Origin of the sequence: Hutsoniella sourekii ATCC 700629, from assembly GCF_000518205.1 — a bacterium.
GTDB lineage: Bacteria > Bacillota > Bacilli > Lactobacillales > Aerococcaceae > Hutsoniella > Hutsoniella sourekii.
Genome location: NZ_JADD01000011.1, coordinates 43,986 through 64,306, shown reverse-complemented (window position 1 = coordinate 64,306; position 20,321 = coordinate 43,986). Strand labels below are relative to the sequence as shown.

The window sequence follows — 20,321 nt, the reverse complement described above, 5'->3', positions numbered from 1 at the left end:
AGCATACTAGATAGCCCTGCTTCCATCGATAGTCCTAAGACTTAATTATTTCCACTAAAAAAACCAAGTCCAAAGACTTGGTCAAAATTTTCATTAAGCACCTAATCGTTCTGCAACAACATCCCAGTTAATTACTTGCCAGAAAGCTTTCACATAGTCAGCACGAACGTTACGGTAGTTTAAGTAGTAAGCATGTTCCCAAACATCAATCCCTAGAATTGGGTTCTTACCAACCATTAACGGGTTGTCTTGGTTAGGAAGACCGATAACTTCTAATTCACCGTCAGATTCAACCAACCAGGCCCAACCAGAACCAAACTGGCCAGTCGCTGCTGCTTCGAATTTTTCTTTGAAGCTATCCACAGATCCAAAAGCTGCTTCTAACTTGCTAGCTACAGCTTCAGGAATTTCATTGTTTTCAACTGGTGATTTCATCTCTTCCCAGAATAAGGTGTGGTTAATGTGGCCACCCCCATTATTGCGAACGGCTGTGCGAATGTCTTCTGGAACTTGATCAATCTGGCTAACAACTTCTTCAATAGACTTATCAGCCCACTCAGTACCTTCCACTGCCTTATTCAAGTTAGTCACATAAGTGTTGTGGTGCTTGCCGTGGTGAAGCTCCATTGTTTCCTTATCAATCACTGGTTCCAACGCATCATGAGCATAAGGTAAGTTCGGTAATTCAAATGCCATAATATCTCTCCTTTATCCATTTCTTGCTTAGACTATACCATTTTAACAAGCCTTCTACCAAGCAATCTGCTTACAAAATCGGTCGATCACTTCTATTTAAGTCAAAATATAAAAAAACCTCCTCTAAAAAGAGGAGGCAATGATTAGTCTTCTAAATAACCCTTATATTGGTCGACTTTGAGTAGCCTTTGGGCATTTCTCACCCGGTCCTCTGTCGGCGGCTTAACCCCCTTGAGTCGGTAAGGAATCCCTAGAGCTTCATACTTATAAACACCTAATTCATGATAAGGCAGAATCTCCACCTTACGTACATTGTCCAAGGTCTCAATAAAGTCACTCAAACGAATCAGATACTCATCATAATCCGACCGCGTAGGCACTAAGACGTGACGAATCCAGACTGGAATCTGATGGTCAGACAAGTAACGAGCCATTTCCAAGACGGAACTATTACTAGCCCCTGTCAAGCTTAGATGCCGTTCCGGATCAATATGCTTAATATCAAATAGCAGCAAGTCCGTATACTGCATCAATTCTTCAAACTTTGAAAAGAAAGGCTCTTCATAAGTAAAAGGCGCGCCACAGGTATCAATCGTTGTATGAATCCCATGTTCCTTACATAATTTGAAGTATTCAAGCAAGAAGTCGATCTGGAGCAAGGGCTCGCCACCGCTGACGGTGACGCCCCCCTTATCGCCCCAGAAAGACCGGTAGGCAATCGCTTGATTGAAGAGTTCTTGGGCTGTATAAGGCGTTCCACCTCTCAAGTTCCAAGTGTCCGGGTTATGACAGAATTCACACCGCAAGCGGCAACCCTGCATAAAGCTGATAAAGCGAATACCTGGCCCGTCGACAGAACCAAAACTTTCTGTAGAGTGAACATTTCCAATTACAGGTGATTTTACTTCTGTCATGACTGTCTCCTATCTAATCTTACATTGAACCGTGCATTGTCCGGTTAATAACGTCTAATTGTTGCTCACGTGTTAACTTGATAAAGTTAACAGCATATCCTGAAACGCGGATTGTTAATTGAGGGTACTCTTCTGGATGTTCCATCGCATCTAGTAAGGTGTCACGGTTGAATACGTTAATATTCAAGTGGTGGCCTCCTTCACGAGCATAACCATCCAGCATATTCACTAAGTTATCTTGTTGCATACTTTCTTCTTTACCTAAGGCTTTAGGAATAATTGAGAAGGTATTAGAGATACCATCAAGAGCATACTCATAAGGCATCTTGGCAACAGATAGCAAGCTAGCTAGGGCTCCATTTGTATCACGTCCGTGCATTGGGTTAGCACCTGGCGCAAATGGTTCACCTGCCCGGCGTCCATCAGGTGTGTTACCTGTCTTCTTACCATAAACCACGTTAGAAGTGATTGTAAGGATTGAAGTCGTGTGGACAGAGTCACGGTAAGTTTCATGCTTTTTAACTTTAGTCATGAAGGCCTTCAATAAGTCTACCCCAATTTGGTCCGCACGGTCATCGTTGTTACCATATTTAGGGAATTCGCCTTCTGTTTCGTAGTCAACCACAAGTCCGTTTTCATCACGGATTGTTTTTACTTTAGCGTATTTAATTGCTGATAATGAGTCAATAGCTACTGAGAAGCCAGCAATACCTGTAGCCATAGTACGAAGTACATTCACATCATGAAGAGCCATTTCTAAACTTTCATAAGAATACTTGTCGTGGCTGTAGTGGATACAGTTCAGTGCATTAACATACAATTCAGCTAGCCATTCTAACATTTCGTCATATTTATCCATCACTTCATCATAGTCTAAATATTCAGAAGTGATTGGTTGATATCTTGGTCCTACTTGCTTCTTAGATTTCTCATCTACCCCACCGTTAATAGCATATAGTAATGCCTTAGCAAGGTTAGCACGAGCTCCGAAGAATTGCATTTGTTTACCAATACGCATAGCAGATACACAACAAGCAATTCCATAGTCATCACCGAAGTGTGGACGCATCACTTCATCGTTCTCGTATTGAATAGCTGAAGTTTCTATAGAAACTTTAGCACAGAAACGTTTGAAGTTAGCTGGTAGGTCTGGTGACCAGAGAACGGTTAAGTTTGGTTCTGGTGCTGGCCCTAAGTTAGATAGGGTATGCAAGAAGCGGAAAGAGTTCTTCGTAACCAATGGACGTCCGTCAAGCGCCATCCCACCAATAGATTCAGTTACCCAAGTTGGGTCTCCTGAGAAGAGTTCATTGTACTCTGGTGTACGAGCAAACTTAACCAGACGCAACTTCATAACGAAGTGGTCAACAATTTCTTGTGCTTCTTTTTCAGTTAAGACACCATTTCTTAAGTCACGTTCAATATAGATGTCTAAGAAAGTAGAAGTACGTCCAAGAGACATCGCTGCCCCGTTTTGTTGCTTGATAGCAGCTAGGTAACCTAAGTATAACCACTGGAAGGCTTCTTGAGCATTCTCAGCTGGGCGACGAAGGTCGAATCCGTAGATATCCCCTAGTTCGATTAATTCTTGTAAAGCACGGTATTGTTCAGATACTTCTTCACGTAGACGCATCACTTCTTCAGTCATGCGACCGTCACCAATATTTTCAAAGTCCTTCGCGCGTTCTTTCATCAAACGGTCAACCCCGTATAAAGCCACACGACGGTAGTCACCAATAATCCGGCCACGTCCGTATGCATCTGGTAGACCAGTAATTACACCAGAACTACGCGCTGCACGCATTTCAGGTGTGTAGATATCGAAGACTCCTTGGTTGTGAGTCTTACGTAAATGAGTAAAGGTATACTCAGTCTCTGGATCGAGTTCATAACCGTAGGCTTCCAGAGAAGATTTAGCCATACGAATTCCCCCGAATGGGTGCATTGAACGCTTGAATGGTTTGTCTGTTTGGAAACCAACGACTTTTTCTTTTTCTTTGTCTAAGTAGCCTGCGCCATGAGAAGTGATAGTTGAAGCAACCTTGGTGTCCATATCCAAAACGCCACCTGCTTCACGCTCTTGCTTAGTAAGGTCCATCACTTGATCCCACAATTGCATAGTCTCAACGGTTGCACCTTCTAAGAAAGAATCGTCACCCTCATAAAGCGTATAGTTTTCTAGAATAAAGTCACGAACGTCGATTTCATCACGCCAAACTTGACCATTGAAACCATCCCATGCATGAACTTGTTCTTGTTTGATTTTCTCCATATAGTATTTCCTCCATTAAGAATTTCTATTCAATCGGCCTAGACCCTTGTTACATTGATTGTGTCCTGTGTCATTTAGAAGACTTAGCGTAACCGAATGTCTATTGCGCTTGTGATTTACTACACTCATATTATAGCCGAAAGCCTATAAAATAGCAATAGAATACCCTTTCATTGTAACAGAGTTCACGATCTGTATTTAAATTCTGCAACAGAGAAAGCTTGACCGTATGCGTTTTCATCTTTTTTCTGGAGAAAATTATTTTTTAAAATTTTTCTAAATAAAACAGACAAGGCCAATAAACAAGGCTGTTTACTGACTTTGTCTGTAAGTGGATAGACTTATTTTTCTTTTTTAGCTGCTTTTTCACGAGCAGACTTGTCTAAGATTTTCTTACGGAGACGAATGCTTTGTGGCGTCACTTCACAATATTCATCATCATCCATGAATTGAATCGACTCTTCCAAGGTCATAATACGCGGTTGCTTGATCACACTCGTCTGGTCTTTGGTTGCAGACCGAACGTTGGTCAACTGCTTAGCTTTAGTGATGTTGACCGTTAAGTCATTGTCACGGTTATGTTCACCTACGATCATACCACCGTAAACTTCTGTTCCCGGTTCAACAAAGATCGTTCCCCGGTCTTCCAAGTTCATGATCGAATAAGTAGTCGCACTACCACTGTCGATGGATACTAAGGCTCCGTGGCGACGGCGACCAATCGATGCATCCACTACTGGACGGTATTCATCAAAGGAATGGTTCATGATTCCGTAACCGCGAGTCAAGGACATGAATTCGGTTGAAAAACCAATCAAGCCTCGGGCAGGAATCAAGAAGATAATTCTAACTTGACCAGTTCCGGTATTAATCATATCAGCCATCTCTGCCCGACGTTCACCCATGGCTTCGATAATGGCTCCCATGTATTCTTCTGGTGTATCAATTTGAACCCGTTCAAATGGTTCCATTTGTATACCGTCTACCTCTTTGATGATTACTTGCGGACGGGATACTTGGAATTCATAACCTTCCCGACGCATGTTCTCAATCAAGATGGATAGGTGCAATTCACCCCGTCCTGAAACGGTAAAGGCGTCCGGTGAATCTGTCGGATCAACCTTCAAGGAAACGTCTGTATGCAGTTCTTGTTCCAGACGGTCTTGTAAGTTACGAGAAGTGACATAGTCTCCTTCACGACCCGCAAAAGGCGAATTATTGGTTAAGAAAGTCATCTGTAGGGTCGGCTCATCAATATGAAGTGGCGCTAATGGTGTCAAGTCATCTGGCGAAGTGACGGTCTCAGAAACGAAGATATCATCCATCCCTGCTAAGGCGATCAAGTCCCCGGCTTCTGCTTCTTGAATTTCTACCCGGTTCAATCCTAGGAAACCAAACATTTTGGTGACGCGGAAGTTCTTGATGGACCCATCATTCTTGATCAAGGTCACGTTGTCCCCAACCTTAATGCGTCCTGAGAAGACGCGGCCAATACCGATACGTCCAACATACTCATTATAATCTAGCAGTGAAACTTGGAATTTCAATGGCTCGTCTACATTATCAAGAGGCGCCGGCACATACTCAATGACCGTATCCAAGATGGCATCCATGGAAGCTTCTTGATCGGCTGGATCATCTGATAGACTCGAAGTCCCATTGATGGCAGAAGCATAGACTACCGGGAATTCAATCTGGTCGTCATCGGCACCTAATTCGATAAAGAGCTCTAAGACTTCATCTACCACTTCTGCTGGACGAGCAGCTGGCTTGTCAATCTTATTAACCACTACCACAGGGGTTAATCCTTGCTCCAAGGCCTTCATCAAGACAAAACGAGTCTGAGGCATGGTTCCTTCAAAGGCATCCACCACAAGGACGACACCGTCAACCATCTTCAAGATTCGCTCTACTTCTCCCCCAAAGTCCGCGTGTCCTGGGGTATCCATAATATTGATATGGTGACCTTTATACTCAATAGCGGTATTCTTGGCTAGGATGGTAATTCCACGCTCCCGCTCAATATCCCCACGGTCCATCGCCCGGTCGTCTAATTGGGTATGGGCGTCTAGAGTTTCTGATTGTTTTAATAGTTCGTTAACCAAGGTCGTCTTTCCGTGGTCAACGTGGGCAATAATTGCTATATTTCTTATATCTTCGCGATAGTTTGCTGTCATCCAATTCGCTCCTTACAAAATTCAAGTAACGCTAACTTAATCAGTTTACACTTTTTTAGAGTTTGTGTATAGCTTTTAAGGTCAAAATAATTGATGAAAACGTAGCACATCCTATCTTCAACCAAGAAGTAAAAACTAACCCCAATCCCCACTGAGACAACAAGCCCCTCAAGCTAGATTGAGCTTCTAACTTAAGGGGGAATTCAGTGAATATTAATCGATTCTTTATATGATAAATTTAATGGCTCTTATGTTTGGATAAAGCAATGGCCAAGCCCGCCACTAGAAACGTTAGGGCACTGGCGAACATAATTCCATTTACATTTTCTCCTGCTTCCGGCAATTCATCAGCCTTAGACGGATCGATGGCTTTAATATCAGTAACCTTGATCGCTTGAACGGTTTGCGACACTGAGTGACCATTAGCGGTAATGGTCACAATTTGGCCAACCTTTAATGGAGCGACATTCACTGCGAAATAACCACTCGAATCAGCCTTTGTTGTGTAGGCTTCTGCTGCATAAACATGTCCAGCTGCTTGAGCGGTTGGATCTTGAACGGTGACAGTGACTGTGGCCCCCGCAGGTGCAGTACCTGATACTAGGGTATCGCCTTCATATAATTGCTTAGCAAAGGCTAAGCGAATAATTTGAGCAACGATAGTTGACGAGCCTGTAGCTCCAGCCTCTCGATTAGGCTGGCTAGTCCCATTCTCTATTTGCGAAGCTTCACTGATGCTAACGGTCGAACTCTCATCAACTGAGTTAGGCACAGTGGCAGGGGAAGAAGTGTCTACACTAGAGTCCGCTGGCGGATTGTTCTCGGGTTCAGTAGCCAGACTCGTGTCATGTTGGTTATTCTTCTCAGGTTCAGGATTAGTCATGTTGTCAGTCATATTATCTGACAATGAGTAAGCCGGTTCAGCGCTTAGGGCTACTTCATAGGAAGGGGTGGAATATGCGTTGGGACGACCATTATTTTCGGAATTCGGCACACTAGGAGCCTCTGCTGAAAATTGTGCTCACTGACTGGAACTTCAGTGGCTAATACTGGAACTGATGAGAAAATCAATGTGGCTGTTAAGGCTAGAGTTGATAGTTTTTGGATTGGATGTTTCAAGGTGCTGCTCCTTTAACTTCTTAATTTATTTATTACGGTATCTTTATCAATTATTATATCAAGGGATCCTACTAGCTGTCTAGTCGGGTCCTAGACTCGCTATCTTAACTGCTCTGGGAGGAAGTAGATGAGTCTGCTTCAAACTTTTGGAAAATAGTTCCTTCAGGGAAAATGACTTGGGGTTGATAAGTATCCGTCAACTGGGCGCCATAAGTCTCCTCAAAGTCAAAAGCTTGCGACTCCATCGGTTCTCCTTCTGGAGAAAAAGCTGTCCACTGACTGTCCTCCAGTCTATAAATATAATCATAGGATCGGCCACTGACCGGAGAGTAGAGCATGACCGCAATCTGGCTGGGTTGATCATCAACTAGACCAAATTCTACTTGATAGGCGCGCCCGTCTTGACCCGAATAGTCGCTGAGCCTTCTCAATACTTCTCCTAAATCTGGACTAGTCTCATTAATATCAAGGTAATTCTGATAAGTCTTAGCCAAAATCGCCTTGGAAATACCGGCCTGGTCAAGACCCAAGAGGAGCTTGGCTCTTAAATAATTAATCGCCTGACCCTCCAAGGATGACAGGGTCCCTCGTCTTAGCTGGTAGGTATAAGTATGGGAATACAAGTCAAAAAGCGCTTCCGGATTACCTTCTTGATCTAGGTCAGCTAGCATCTGCTTAACTACAGGGTATGGATCGAATGCCTCTCTATCTATAGCTTGGAAGCCTGCCTCCAAACTCGACTCATCTAGCTGCCCTTCTTGCAGATCGTGTAGTACTTGGTCCCACTCCTTATCCAAGGCATAAGGAATCACCGTCTCTTCAGCTAGCGATTCCTGGACCGATTGGCTCTGGGAGAAGGAGGCTTTCTGGTTACCCGAAGTCGTCATATAATCCCAAGTTGCCCAAGCACCTCCAGCCAGACCCATCAACAAGACCAGTGAGAAGACCAGTCGACCTAGACGATTGTGGCCACTTGATGATTGATCTTCATCAAGCAATTCACTAGCTGGATCTAGGCCACTAGCCTTCCTGTCACTCCCTGACTCCAGACTTTCTTCCAGGGCTTCCAAGGACTGGTACCAAGTCTGAGGAAGCAGGCGTTGCGTCGGATTGTCCAAGCCGACCCGGAAAGAAAAGTCCATCAAGCTCACTAATTGGCTTGGAAACTCCAGCAATTGCGGGTAATCTTCCACTCGAAAATCTAATTCATGGTAGCCAGGAGACGGTTGAGGATTAGCTTGGCTCACTTCCCGACGGAAATCCAGACCGGTTAAAGGATGGACCTGATCGACTAATAAGACAAAGATTAAAACCGCTAATTGGTAATAATCATTCTCCCGAGTCCAAGCGACATAAGGAAGCTGACTTAAATTAATCCCTCTCAATTCCGGGGCCAAAAGGTCATAGCGTCCGCTTGGAGTCGCCCAGGTATTCCCCTGGCGGTCCAAGAAGCTGATCCGCTCTAATCTTGCATAAGTTAGGTGTGTTTGCTGGCCTAACTGATCCACCAGAAAGCCATCCGGATTCATGTCTCCCAGTAGATAATTATTCCGGTGAAACTCACTGACCAACAAACAGAGGGCTTTGGCTACTTCAATTCTTTGATTCAGCGGTCTGCCTTCTTCTAAATAGTCACTCAGCCAAATTCCCTGCTGGTCCCGCATCAAGACCCCTTCCTGGCCTTGATCACCAGCTACCCATTCCAAGGGCCAAGTTGTTTGACGCTTGAGGGCGGGGGTGGGGTCTTCATGAATCAGCGCCTGCCATTTATTGCGGATCGCTTCACTGAGTCCATGTTCAAAGTATTTAACCAGGGCCTCACTATTGGCTACTTGTACTTGCCACCAAGTTCCCGACTCATCTTGACCTAGCCTTCTGGCACTTGGCTGCTTAGGGTTATCACTTACAGACATCGGTCCTCTCCTCTTCCTGCATGTTATCATTATCTCCATTATATCTTAATACTTATAAGAATTTAAGAGCAAAATAACTGGTCTCCCCTTTCCGATCCCAAACGGAAGATTCCTTGGTCACTAAGTCAAACTAGCGCTCACATTACAAGCAAAAAAGATGGCTTCCGACCCTTTCAGGACCTTCAAGCCATCTCCTCGTTTTATTATTGCGGTTAACAGGTTAAGTAGCCTCATAAGAGGGCAACTAACTCAGTAAAAAACAAATTCTAGCATTAATGCCCCATCACCCATCCTTGATCTTGTCAGTCAATAGAGCCTTTCATCTTATTAACGATTAATCCTGGTTGGCTAAGATTTCTAGCGCTTCTTGATGAATACGCGGACTAGCAAAGAGAACAGGGCTCTTTCGCAAGATGTCTAAGGGTTGGCCGGTATGGGTAGTAACTTTAAGGCCCATGGTTTCACAAATACAGTAGCCCGCGCCAAAGTCCCACGGATTGAGACCCGTTGATAAATAAAGAGCGGATTCTCCGCGAATCACGGAAATGATTTCCAAGGCTGCCGCCCCATAAGAACGAGCCCCCAAGGAGGTGGCTAGTAAGGCGTTAATATTTAACTTGTTGTCAGCAAAGTTACCGATATTACCAATGATTAGGCCTTGCGACAAGCTATCAATAGCTAGTGGCTCTAGTGGTTGATGGTTCAAGTAGGCTCCCTCACCGACAATCCCATAGTAGAGGTCACCCGGCATCACATTATAAATATAGCCCGCTACCGGATTGCCATCTTCAAACAAACCGATCATAATACCAAAGTTATTTTGTTGCTTAACAAAATTCAAAGTCCCATCAATTGGGTCGATCAACCAGATCATCCCTTGATGATCTTCCGGCTGGTCACTACATCCTTCTTCCCCTAAGATGCGGTGGTCCGGGTAATATTGGCGAATTTTTTCGACAAAGAATGCTTCCGTTTCGCGGTCCATATTCGTTACCAAGTCCGCCCGATCAGACTTCTCCTTGACTTGAATGGTCTGGTCCAAGGAAGCACGTAAGCGCCTGGCTGCTTCTTCCATCCATACAACAATCCGGTGATGTAATTGATAATCCATATTTGTCTCCTTATAGTTTAATGGTTTTTAGATGATCTTTATTTTCTCGCCAATACTTAACGGCTTGATAGATTGAATAATCAAATTGACGTTCCAAGCGCTTTTGCGCCGCGATGGAATCAATGACAGTCTGATAAGCTTGATAGTCTTTAGCGAACCGCTCCTGAGGGACGCCTTCGTGATAGACCCGCTCAACTGTAGCTAGAAAAGTTACAACCTTGGCTGTTTCTTCAGTGGTCCAATCGTCTTGAATGGGATATGAAAAATTAGCCATCCTATCTCCTCCTAAATTTCCCTTCGTTGAAAACGACTCCACTTCTTTCCCAACGAAAGGGATTAGTTTATAATAGTATACCATAAGCCCTATTAAGGAGGAGTGGTAGTTATGAAGATTTACAAGCAATTATTTTGGTTATTTTTCTTCTCGTTCCTAGGCGAGGTCTTATCGATTCTCATTCGTCCGATTCTGACATTACCGGGCAGTGTAATTGGTATGATCTTGCTATTTTTGTGTTTGCATTATCAAATCTTGCCGATGGAAGAAGTGGATGAATCGGGTTCTTGGTTAACTGGCAATATGGCGATCCTGTTCGTTCCAGGTGGTGTGGCCTTGATGAATCAATTCCATGTGCTTAAGGACATTTGGTGGCAATTAATTCTACTAGTCGTCTTGACTACCCTGATTACCATGGTAGTCACAGGTAAGACGGTCCAATTCTCAATTGCTAAAGAAATCAAGAAAGGAAGAAAATCATGATCCAAAGTATGATTGATACCCCTTTGTTTGGGATTGTCTTAACCTTGGGGATGTTCCTCTTAGGTGACAAGCTCTATAAACGTTGGCCTATTGCCCTGTTTAGCCCTCTCGTCTTCGCTATTATTAGTATTATTCTCATCCTAATGGTAACAGGTATTGAATATGACACCTACAACCAAGGTGCCCAAGTCTTCTCCTGGTTGGTGACACCGGCAACAGTTGCTCTAGCCATCAACTTGGAAAAAAACTTTGTCTATCTCAAGACTTACTTGCTGCCAATCTTGATTGGTTGTCTAACGGGTACTATTATTCACACGGTCTTAGTTGTGGCCTTGGCCTTGGTCTTCAACTTTAATTTTGAGATGGTAGCCACCATCTATCCTAAATCCATTACAACCGCCATCGCCATCAGTGCCACCGATTCACTTGGAGGAATTGTCTCCTTGACGATCGCCTTGGTCATTGCGACTGGAACCTTGGGAGCCGTAGTAGGGCCTAAGGTGATGGATAAATTCGGTATCAAGCATGAAGTCGCCCAAGGGGTAGCGATGGGAACTAGCGCTCACGCCATGGGGACTTCTCAAGCGATCAAGATGGGAGAAGTTCAAGGAGCCATGTCTTCCGTTGCCTTGATTGTCACCGGCCTGGCTGTTATCCTCCTCACCCCACTGGTAGGAGGCCTCTTGCAGGCCTTTTTCTTATAATCAGGACATTGGGTCCGATCAGACCCAGATGGCTATTTTTAAAGACCGCTAAGAGTCAATTTTTACTGACTGCTAGCGGTCTTTTTCTTTATATTTAGAGAATTTTGGATTATGCTAAGACTAGAATGGAGGAATGAAAGATGCAGAAAATAACGGCAGACTTAGTGCAAGAATGGTTACCTATCCGGCCCGCTGAGTCGCATAAAGGAGACTATGGACGCGTGCTCCTCATTGGCGGCCACCGAACCATGGGCGGAGCGATTATTCTAGCTGCCAAGGGAAGTCTCTATTCCGGGGCCGGTCTCTTGACGGTAGCTAGTGATCCCTCCAACAAAACAGCCCTCTATAGTCATCTTCCTGAGGCCATGTTCCTGGACCTCTATGACCAGGAAGCCTTAATCCAAGCCGTCCAAAAAAATGAAATCATTCTCCTGGGACCAGGCTTGTCCAGAGGACCTCAAGAAGCCGCAATTATGGAAACCGTTTTCCACCATATCCGGCCGGATCAAACACTGATCTTGGACGCCGATGGCCTTCATCACTTTAAGAAACTGGGGCTAGATTCACCTTGCCAAAACTTCATTATCACTCCCCACCTAGGCGAATGGCAATACTTGACGGACCTAGCTCCTGAAGAACAAAGTCTGACACTAAACCAAGCGCTTGCTAGTAATCTTGGAGTCAAGCTGGTTCTAAAGGGACACCGAACCCAGATCTATCTGAGAGATGAGATTTGGCTAAACACCTGCGGGACTCCCGCACAAGCGACCGGAGGAATGGGAGACACCCTTGCTGGTATGATTGCGGGATTCTTAGGCCAGCCCTACCAATCAGCAGATCAAGCCATCCTATCAGCCGTCTACCTCCACAGTTATATTGCTGAAACCTTGGCAGAAAAGCAGTATGTAGTCCTCCCTAGTCAGATTTCTGAGCAGATTCCCTACTATTTAAAGCAAGGTTCTCATTAATGGCGGTAGGGATTATGTCCCCATTCCCCTTGAAATAAATTTCGAGGGGAAATGAAGGCGACTATCACACTTCAAACTTGTTTCAAGGGCAATAGGATGACCCCATCACACTCCAATTTATTTTCAAAGGCGATAGAGCAACCCTATCACACTCCAATTTATTTTCAAGAGGAATAGAGCGGACCCATCACACTCCAAATTATTTTCAAGGGGAATAGAACGACCCCATCGCACTTCAATTTATTTTCAAGGGGAATAGGATGACCCCATCACACTTCAATTTATTTTCAAGGGGAATGGCGCAACCCTATCACACTCCAATTTATTTTCAAGGGGAATAGAGCGGACCCATCACACTCCAAATTATTTTCAAGGGGAATAGAACGACCCCATCGCACTTCAAATTATTTTCAAGGGTAATAGAACGACCCCATCGCACTTCAATTTATTTTCAAAGGTAATAGAATGACCCCATCACACTCCAATTTATTTTCAAGGGGAATAGAACGACCCCATCGCACTTCAAATTTGTTTCAAGGGCAATAGAATGACCCCATCACACTCCAAATTATTTTCAAGGGGAATAGAACGACCCCATCGCACTTCAAATTTGTTTCAAGGGCAATAGAATGACCCCATCACACTCCAATTTATTTTTCAAAGGCAATAGGACAACCCCATCACACTCCAAATATATTTCAAGGGCGATAGTGCGACCCCCATCGCATTTCAAATTTATTTCAAGGGAACACATTCACACTTGGCTAAAGCTACATTCGACACGATTCCACTTGTCAATCAAGTATCACCAGCATCTCAACTAACGAATCGCTTCAACAATGGCGCGTGCATAGTCCCGAATGGCTGGCTCAGCTTGGTCCTGGTATTGATCAATCAACTTCATGATTGCTGAGCCAATGATGACACCATCTGCTAGTTGAGCCATTTGCTGGGCTTGGTCTGGTCCCGAGATCCCAAAGCCGATCGCTGCCGGTAGGTCGGGATTGGCCTGACGAATGGCTTGGATCATGCTGGAAAGATCGGTTTGGATCGATTCTCGAGTTCCGGTTAAACCTAAGGAAGAGACGACGTAGAGGAAGCCGTCGGCCTCCCCGGCAATCTGGCGAATTCGCCCTTTGGATGTTGGAGCGATCAGGGAGATTAGGGGAATGCCGTATTTTTTTGTATAGGAGGCCAATTCCTCTTTTTCCTCGTAGGGAACATCGGGCAGGATCAGCCCTTGAATACCGACCGCTTGGCAGCGCTGGAAAAAGGCCTCAAGGCCGTAGCCGAAGACGATATTGGCGTAGGTCATGAAGACCAAAGGCGCCGACACCTGATCTTCTAAGCGGGCCACCATATCAAAGATATCATCCGTTCGAATCCCCTTATCAAGAGCTTGCTCAATAGCGTGTTGGATAACTGGCCCTTCTGCAGTGGGATCTGAGAAGGGAATGCCGATCTCGATAATACTAGCTCCTTCTTGAGCCAAGGCTTGAATATAAGCTTCCGTGCTCTCTAGGTCTGGGTAACCGGCTGTAATATAAGGAATAAAAGCCTTGCCCTCTGAAAAAACTGCTTCTAGTTTACTCATAAATTTCCTCCCCTCGGTAACGTGCAATAGCTGCGCAATCCTTGTCCCCCCGGCCGGACAAGGTCAAACAAATAATCTGATCTGGATTCATCTCTTGGGCTAATCGGATCGCGTAAGCGACGGCGTGGGCAGATTCGATAGCGGGGATAATCCCTTCGGTTCGGCTGAGATATTCAAAGGCTTGAACTGCTTCTTCATCGGTTACAGGGACATATTCTGCCCGGAGAATAGCGGCTAGATAGGCATGTTCTGGGCCCACGCCTGGATAGTCTAGCCCAGCCGAAATGGAATAGACCGGTTGAACTTGACCATCACTGTCTTGAGCGAGAATGGTCTTCATCCCGTGGTAGACACCTGTTCGTCCGACCTGCATGGTAGCCGCTGAATCAGGCGAATCTATCCCGTGGCCTGCCCCTTCACAACCTATCAAGCGGACGTCTAGGTCATCGATGAAGGCAGCAAAGCTACCAATTGCATTAGATCCCCCACCTACACAAGCCAGGACAGCATCCGGTAAGCGCCCCTCTGCCTTTAGAATCTGGCTTTTTAGTTCCTTGGAGATAACACTCTGGAAGTCCTTCACCATTGTCGGGAAGGGATGGGGCCCCATGGCAGAACCGATGCAATAATGGGTATCATCCATTCGGCGGGTCCATTCTTTCATCGTTTCATTGACGGCATCCTTCAAAGTCCCGGTACCAGACCTTACAGAGACCACCTCTGCCCCAAGGAGTTTCATCCGGTAGACATTCAAGGCCTGCCTAACTATATCGTGTTGACCCATATAGATCACGCAATCCAGATTCAACAAGGCGCAAGCGGTAGCGGTTGCTACTCCATGTTGGCCCGCCCCGGTCTCAGCGATAATCCGTTTTTTGCCCATCTTCTTAGCCATCAAGACCTGACCGAGCACGTTATTAATCTTATGAGCACCCGTATGATTCAAGTCTTCTCGCTTGAGATAGATCTTAGCCCCACCCAAGTCCCGGGTCATATTCTCCGCATAATAGAGCAAGCTAGGGCGACCCGCATACTGATTCAAGAGTTCAGTCAACTCCTCCTGAAAAAGCGGATCCTCCTTGTAAAACTTATAGGCCTTTTCTAGTTCAATAATTGTGGGCATCAAGGTTTCGGCGATGAATTGCCCCCCAAATTCCCCAAATCTTCCTTTAGACATCTTTAACCACCCTCACTATTTCTTTTATTTTATCTAAGTCTTTGTAACCATTCGTCTCAACACCCGAGGATAAATCAATCGCTTCAGGTTGTAGCTGTGAAAGAGCCTGCCTGATCTTACTAGCATTCAAGCCTCCCGCTAAGATATAGGGCCGGTCGATTCCTTGAATTAAGCGCCAATCAAAGCTTTGCCCGCTTCCGGCTTGCTTGTAGTCCAACAAGACCCGGTCTGCTGGGCTGGCTTGAGCCTCCACAACATCAGCGGGTCCTTGAATACCAAAAGCCTTCCAGATCGGACAGTTGGTCACTTCCTGCAAAAAGCGAATCTCGTCTGGACTTTCCTGGCCGTGCAGTTGGGCAATATCAATCAAGCCTTGCTCCAATAAGCCGGTAACGGTCGCTAAGTCCGGGTCAACAAAGACTCCCACTTTTTGAATACCCGGCCCAACGGCCGAACTGAGTGGAGCTAGTTGACCTGGCCTTAAATAACGCGGGCTCTTGGGGTAATCCAGGATAAAACCTACATAGTCAACGCCAGCTTGGTTGCAGTAGGCGACATCTTCTAATCGCTTCAAGCCACAAATCTTAACTTGCATCAGCCGCCCCCCGCTTGAAAGCCCTCACCAAATCACCCGGTTGCTTCTGGCGCATCAAGGCCTCCCCAACTAGGACGGCATCCGCTCCCAATCGGGTCACTGCTTGAACATCGCTAACAGTCTGGACCCCGCTTTCAGCGACGAAGAGGATTCCTTCAGGAACTGCATCACGCAAGCGCTCGGCGTTGTTGAAGTCTACTGAGAAGTCCTTCAAATTCCGATTATTTACACCAATGATCCGGGCTCCAGCCTGGCAGGCTAGCTCAATCTCCCCTAAGTCATGGGCTTCAACTAACGCAGACAAGCCCAATTGATCACAGAGACTTAAGTAGTCTTGAAGCCGGCCTAAGTCTTGATCCAATAGAGCTACAATCACTAGTACACAATCAGCCCCTAACAACTTAGCCTCATAGATCTGATAGGGATCCACCGTGAAATCCTTGCGTAACATCGGAAGGTCCACCCTTTGCCGAATGGCTTGGAAGATCTGATCAGATCCTAGGAACCACTTGGGTTCCGTTAAGACGGAAATCGCATCAACGCCACTGGTCTGATACTGGTCAGCAATCTCCAAATATGGAAAATCCTCCGAAATGATCCCCTTGGAAGGAGACGCCTTCTTAACTTCACCAATTAGGCTAAGACCCGGATTGGCCATTGCCTTTTCGAAGGGAAAGTCGCCTCTGGGTAAGGCCAGAGCTTCGGCCTGGATCGCTGATAGACTCTTAGAAGCTTGGGCTAAGCGGACCCGATCTCGGCTGTATTGAGCGAGTTGATCGAGAATCATGCCTTGACTCCTTTCTGACTGGCTCTAATATAAGCTTGCAGGAGGCGGTAGGCCTGGCCAGAATCAATCATCCGCCGAGCTAGAGTGATACCTTGTGGGATATCCACCGCTCGTCCCGCTACATACAAGCCACAAGCAGCATTCAGCAAGACTATATCCCGCTTCGCCCCGTGAATCACTCCTTGCAAGATGCCACGAGTAATGGCTGCGTTCTCCTGAGGATCGCCACCAACGATTTCTTGCTTTTTATAGCTTGGGAATCCATAGGACTCGGGCTCAATGGTAAAGGTGGTCTCCTGGTCACCATCAAAGAATAAGGCAGAAGTTGGAGCCGAGATAGATACTTCATCCATCCCGTCTTGACCATAGACCACCATGCCTCTCTTGACGCCTAGACTTTGGATTACTTTAGCCATGGGTTGGACTAATTCTTCTTTATAGACACCTAATAATTGATAAGTCGGACAAGCTGGATTAGTGATCGGGCCCAAAATATTAAAGACCGTCTTGAAGGCCAAGTCCTTACGAATAGGAGCTACATACTTCATGGATTGATGGTAATTCTGGGCAAACAAGAAGCAGATCCCCAATTCTTCAAGTAAAGCCTGGGCTAATTCTGGGTCTTGGTCCAGGTTAATCCCAAGAGCCTCCATACAATCGGCTGCTCCCGACTTAGAAGAAGCGGACCGGTTACCATGCTTGGCTACCGGGACCCCACTGGCTGCAATCACTAGGGCTGCTGTTGATGAGACATTGAATGAATAGGACTGGTCGCCTCCTGTCCCGACAATTTCTAAGCTGGGATTTGGGGTCGTGATCTTAACCGCCTGGTCCCGTATGGCTGCTGCTGATCCAGCAATCTCAAGGTCCGTCTCCCCCTTCATGGCCAAGGCTGTTAGATAAGCTGCCATCTGTGCGGGGTTGACCTGGCCAGTCATCATCTCTTCAACGGCATGATAAGCTTGGTCATAACTCAAGTCCTGTCCATTAATAATCGTTTCTATAGTTGCTTGCATTCCTACCACTCCTATTCTATATATAAAAAATGCCCCCATTTCTCCCAAAAAGAGAAATGAGGACAAGTCATCAACCTGCGGTACCACCTCTGTTGGCATCTAAATACCCACTTACTAGAGTCTATCAACTCCTGACTGATGATAACGCCAGTCTTGCGTAACGGTTCACCGCCCACTAAAGCAGTTTAGCCATCCTTAGTTACTCGGGCCCATCGTTAGCTATCCCCTAAACGTCTTCCATCATCACGTTCTTGCTGTCAGGTTCTTGGTCTAACTATTCCCAATCTTAAGTTTATCTATCTATTCAAAAAAGCACTCGTCTTTAACCATTCCAAAGAATGATTAAGGACAAGTGCTTCTAACCTGCGGTGCCACCTTGATTGATCTCAACAGAGATCCGCTCACTAAATAATATCGCTATTATTTATAACGATTTAACGATCGTCACACGTTAAGGCTACTACCCTTCACCTTACCCTCCGAGGCCCATCCATTAAGCTAACTAGACGCTCCCACCCTCCGTCTTCGCTAGTAGTTAGCTGATTTAATGTTACTTCCTCTTCAACAGTTTGTAAATTTTTAATAGTTTAAATCATTAAATGATAAAAATCAAGCTAAATATTTATCTTTTTTTAATTTTGTTAGAATTAGCTCATTTAGACTCTAGATTAATGGATACTGGTCATACAGGTCACTAATGGTCTCTTGGCCCTTCAAGTAAGGTGCCCCCTGAGGTTGGGTAAAGAGGTGAACCAGACCCGGTGTCCAGTGAGCCCGACTTAATTGTTCAGGTGAGATAGCTGTCACGATCTCATGGCCTAAACCTTGGTCAATCTTGTGTCCGAACTCAGGGTCAATAATCGTCGCCCGACCCGTTGCGACAAGGTCCGTATGGGCTAGAGCATCCTTAGCTGTCTCTTCGTCAAAAACCTGTCCGACTATCACTAATTTGACTTCTTCAGGCAAGAAGTCTTGAACCAATTCAGCATAAGATTGGTCGAGTCCACTAGGGCCTGCTTGATAATGAGGTAGCGACAAGTGGATATAATCCAAGTCAAATTGATCGGTAAGGGCTTGAATCAAGTGATTAGATTCCTGATAATCATAGCCTACTTGATCACCATGGATTTCTTCCGGACTAATCCGGTAACCAATGATAAAGTCATCTGGCGCTCCGTATTTGCGGGCCGCTTCAACGACTGACCGAGTCACTTCAATCGCAAAACGCGCTCGATTAGCCAAGCTACCACCCCACTGGTCTTCTCGGTGGTTGGAAGTTTGAGAGAAGAACTGTTGGATCAGATAATGATTGGCACCATGGATTTCCACCCCGTCAAAGCCCGCTGCAATGGCTCGCCGAGTAGCCTGACCAAAAGCTTCAATAATCGCTTCCACTTCCTGACCCGTTAAGGCCCGCACCGGGTAATCTAAGAAGTCGTAGTCAATCGCTGAAGGAGCTACCACATCTTCACCTAATTGAATGCGGTAAGCCGCTTCTCGACCCGTATGGGCTAATTGACACAAGGCCTTGTGCCCATCTTTTTGAAGCACTTGAGCTACTTGAGCCAAGCCTTCAGTATGCGCATCAGTATGGATCCCCAACTGTTGACGGTGCAAACTCTTGGTTAGGGCTGGACCGCCATTCTGACTGACATAGCAGTATTCTACCAAGATCATCCCTGCCGAACGCGACCGGGCGCTGTAATAATCCAAGGTATCCTGGCTAATAAAGCCGTCATTTTGACCACTATTAGTCAACATGGCTGGCTGAACCAGTCGATTCCCAACTTGAGCGCCATGGCGAAAAGTAATCGTATCTGTTAATTGTTTGGTCATCCTAATCATCCTTTCCAGAGATTGGAGTTGATTATAACAGACCAAAAGCTTGTATTAAAAGCATTTATCATCGAATTCGTTCATTTTCATCCGATTCGCCAGATAAGAAATTAACTAGATCGGAAGTGGTTCGTACTTTCCTCAGAGGAGATTGGAGAAGGTTAAAAATGGAAGTTTGATTGACTGAGAGGAAAGATAAAAAGGCGCGTCCAAAGAAATAACTAACAAGAATATTATGTTAAGACTAGATATAGAGGAACGGTGCTCGGCTATTGTTCTTCAAATTTATTTCAAGGGTGATTGAGTGCTTCTATCGCACTTCAAATTTATTTCAAGGGCAATGGAACGATCCAATCGCAATCCAAATTTATTTCGAGGGTGATTGGGTGCTTCTATCGCCCTTCAAATCTATTTCAAGGGCAATGGGCTGGTGCAATCACACCCCAAATTTATTTCGAGGGCAATAGGATGGTCCAATCGTACTTCAAATCTATTTCAAGGGCAATAGCGCGGGCTCATCGCACTCAAAATTAATTTTCAAGGGCAATGGCGCGGGACCATCACACTCTAAATTTATTTCGAGGGCAATGGCCTGGTACAATCGCATCCCAAATTAATTTTCAAGGGCGATTGAGCGGGCCTATCCCACTCCAAAGTTTTTTCAAGGGCAATGGGCTAGGGCTAT

17 protein-coding genes are annotated in these 20,321 nt (G+C 45.5%); 3 read left to right on the top strand and 14 right to left on the bottom strand.

What is annotated here, in order from left to right:
• Positions 1 to 93 precede the first annotated feature (93 nt).
• From T408_RS0102965 to T408_RS0102930, 8 genes are all read right to left on the bottom strand, one after another.
• A complete protein-coding gene (locus T408_RS0102965; RefSeq protein ID WP_028118629.1) occupies positions 94 to 696 on the bottom strand; it encodes a superoxide dismutase in 603 nt (200 codons plus the stop codon).
• A gap of 143 nt (positions 697 to 839) precedes the next feature.
• Entirely contained in the window at positions 840 to 1,610 is a 771-nt protein-coding gene (gene pflA / locus T408_RS0102960; RefSeq protein ID WP_028118628.1) for a pyruvate formate-lyase-activating protein, read from the bottom strand.
• A 19-nt stretch (positions 1,611 to 1,629) separates the two neighbouring features.
• The gene (gene pflB, locus T408_RS0102955; RefSeq protein WP_028118627.1) at positions 1,630 to 3,882 is read right to left on the bottom strand and encodes a formate C-acetyltransferase; all 2,253 of its coding nucleotides are present in this window, start codon (positions 3,880 to 3,882) and stop codon (positions 1,630 to 1,632) included.
• 341 nt (positions 3,883 to 4,223) lie between these two features.
• On the bottom strand, positions 4,224 to 6,059 hold the full coding sequence (gene typA / locus T408_RS0102950) for a translational GTPase TypA (RefSeq protein ID WP_028118626.1): 1,836 nt from the start codon (positions 6,057 to 6,059) through the stop codon (positions 4,224 to 4,226).
• A 238-nt stretch (positions 6,060 to 6,297) separates the two neighbouring features.
• Positions 6,298 to 7,053, bottom strand: a complete 756-nt coding sequence (locus tag T408_RS0102945) for an LPXTG cell wall anchor domain-containing protein (protein WP_028118625.1) — start codon at positions 7,051 to 7,053, stop codon at positions 6,298 to 6,300.
• Positions 7,054 to 7,282: 229 nt separating this feature from the next.
• Positions 7,283 to 9,091, bottom strand: coding sequence for a hypothetical protein (locus T408_RS0102940; protein ID WP_028118624.1), 1,809 nt, complete (start codon positions 9,089 to 9,091; stop codon positions 7,283 to 7,285).
• Positions 9,092 to 9,425: 334 nt separating this feature from the next.
• Positions 9,426 to 10,202, bottom strand: coding sequence for an inositol monophosphatase family protein (locus T408_RS0102935; protein WP_028118623.1), 777 nt, complete (start codon positions 10,200 to 10,202; stop codon positions 9,426 to 9,428).
• A gap of 10 nt (positions 10,203 to 10,212) precedes the next feature.
• Complete coding sequence (locus tag T408_RS0102930) at positions 10,213 to 10,476, bottom strand: UPF0223 family protein (RefSeq protein ID WP_028118622.1); 264 nt, start codon at positions 10,474 to 10,476, stop codon at positions 10,213 to 10,215.
• A 111-nt stretch (positions 10,477 to 10,587) separates the two neighbouring features.
• Between T408_RS0102930 and T408_RS0102925 the strand changes: the two genes are divergently transcribed.
• From T408_RS0102925 to T408_RS0102915, 3 genes are all read left to right on the top strand, one after another.
• Positions 10,588 to 10,959, top strand: a complete 372-nt coding sequence (locus T408_RS0102925) for a CidA/LrgA family protein (protein ID WP_028118621.1) — start codon at positions 10,588 to 10,590, stop codon at positions 10,957 to 10,959.
• On the top strand, positions 10,956 to 11,663 hold the full coding sequence (locus T408_RS0102920; protein WP_028118620.1) for an LrgB family protein: 708 nt from the start codon (positions 10,956 to 10,958) through the stop codon (positions 11,661 to 11,663). The genes T408_RS0102925 and T408_RS0102920 overlap by 4 nt, the downstream gene beginning before the upstream one ends.
• A gap of 140 nt (positions 11,664 to 11,803) precedes the next feature.
• Positions 11,804 to 12,631, top strand: a complete 828-nt coding sequence (locus T408_RS0102915; protein ID WP_028118619.1) for an NAD(P)H-hydrate dehydratase — start codon at positions 11,804 to 11,806, stop codon at positions 12,629 to 12,631.
• Positions 12,632 to 13,451: 820 nt separating this feature from the next.
• Here T408_RS0102915 and trpA read toward each other — a convergent pair.
• The 6 genes from trpA to T408_RS0102885 form a co-directional block, all read right to left on the bottom strand.
• Positions 13,452 to 14,225, bottom strand: a complete 774-nt coding sequence (trpA, locus tag T408_RS0102910; RefSeq protein WP_028118618.1) for a tryptophan synthase subunit alpha — start codon at positions 14,223 to 14,225, stop codon at positions 13,452 to 13,454.
• Positions 14,218 to 15,402, bottom strand: a complete 1,185-nt coding sequence (trpB, locus tag T408_RS0102905; protein WP_028118617.1) for a tryptophan synthase subunit beta — start codon at positions 15,400 to 15,402, stop codon at positions 14,218 to 14,220. The genes trpA and trpB overlap by 8 nt, the downstream gene beginning before the upstream one ends.
• Positions 15,395 to 15,997, bottom strand: coding sequence for a phosphoribosylanthranilate isomerase (locus T408_RS0102900; RefSeq protein WP_051444759.1), 603 nt, complete (start codon positions 15,995 to 15,997; stop codon positions 15,395 to 15,397). The genes trpB and T408_RS0102900 overlap by 8 nt, the downstream gene beginning before the upstream one ends.
• Positions 15,987 to 16,784 carry an indole-3-glycerol phosphate synthase TrpC gene (gene trpC / locus T408_RS0102895; RefSeq protein WP_028118615.1) on the bottom strand — a complete coding sequence of 266 codons (798 nt, stop codon included), beginning with the start codon at positions 16,782 to 16,784 and terminating at the stop codon, positions 15,987 to 15,989. The genes T408_RS0102900 and trpC overlap by 11 nt, the downstream gene beginning before the upstream one ends.
• Complete coding sequence (gene trpD / locus T408_RS0102890; protein ID WP_028118614.1) at positions 16,781 to 17,800, bottom strand: anthranilate phosphoribosyltransferase; 1,020 nt, start codon at positions 17,798 to 17,800, stop codon at positions 16,781 to 16,783. The genes trpC and trpD overlap by 4 nt, the downstream gene beginning before the upstream one ends.
• A gap of 663 nt (positions 17,801 to 18,463) precedes the next feature.
• Positions 18,464 to 19,636 (bottom strand): oxidoreductase, encoded by a 1,173-nt coding sequence (locus tag T408_RS0102885; RefSeq protein ID WP_028118613.1) that lies wholly within the window; start codon positions 19,634 to 19,636, stop codon positions 18,464 to 18,466.
• Between the last annotated feature and the right edge of the window lie 685 nt (positions 19,637 to 20,321).

Bases quoted from the DNA above. Each gene is read 5' to 3' on its own strand.
- T408_RS0102965 (WP_028118629.1), bottom strand. From the start codon at position 696: ATGGCATTTGAATTACCGAACTTACCTTATGCTCATGATGCGTTGGAA.
- pflA (WP_028118628.1), bottom strand. From the start codon at position 1,610: ATGACAGAAGTAAAATCACCTGTAATTGGAAATGTTCACTCTACAGAA.
- pflB (WP_028118627.1), bottom strand. From the start codon at position 3,882: ATGGAGAAAATCAAACAAGAACAAGTTCATGCATGGGATGGTTTCAAT.
- typA (WP_028118626.1), bottom strand. From the start codon at position 6,059: ATGACAGCAAACTATCGCGAAGATATAAGAAATATAGCAATTATTGCC.
- T408_RS0102940 (WP_028118624.1), bottom strand. From the start codon at position 9,091: ATGTCTGTAAGTGATAACCCTAAGCAGCCAAGTGCCAGAAGGCTAGGT.
- T408_RS0102935 (WP_028118623.1), bottom strand. From the start codon at position 10,202: ATGGATTATCAATTACATCACCGGATTGTTGTATGGATGGAAGAAGCA.
- T408_RS0102930 (WP_028118622.1), bottom strand. From the start codon at position 10,476: ATGGCTAATTTTTCATATCCCATTCAAGACGATTGGACCACTGAAGAA.
- T408_RS0102925 (WP_028118621.1), top strand. From the start codon at position 10,588: ATGAAGATTTACAAGCAATTATTTTGGTTATTTTTCTTCTCGTTCCTA.
- T408_RS0102920 (WP_028118620.1), top strand. From the start codon at position 10,956: ATGATCCAAAGTATGATTGATACCCCTTTGTTTGGGATTGTCTTAACC.
- T408_RS0102915 (WP_028118619.1), top strand. From the start codon at position 11,804: ATGCAGAAAATAACGGCAGACTTAGTGCAAGAATGGTTACCTATCCGG.
- trpA (WP_028118618.1), bottom strand. From the start codon at position 14,225: ATGAGTAAACTAGAAGCAGTTTTTTCAGAGGGCAAGGCTTTTATTCCT.
- trpB (WP_028118617.1), bottom strand. From the start codon at position 15,402: ATGTCTAAAGGAAGATTTGGGGAATTTGGGGGGCAATTCATCGCCGAA.
- T408_RS0102900 (WP_051444759.1), bottom strand. From the start codon at position 15,997: ATGCAAGTTAAGATTTGTGGCTTGAAGCGATTAGAAGATGTCGCCTAC.
- trpC (WP_028118615.1), bottom strand. From the start codon at position 16,784: ATGATTCTCGATCAACTCGCTCAATACAGCCGAGATCGGGTCCGCTTA.
- trpD (WP_028118614.1), bottom strand. From the start codon at position 17,800: ATGCAAGCAACTATAGAAACGATTATTAATGGACAGGACTTGAGTTAT.
- T408_RS0102885 (WP_028118613.1), bottom strand. From the start codon at position 19,636: ATGACCAAACAATTAACAGATACGATTACTTTTCGCCATGGCGCTCAA.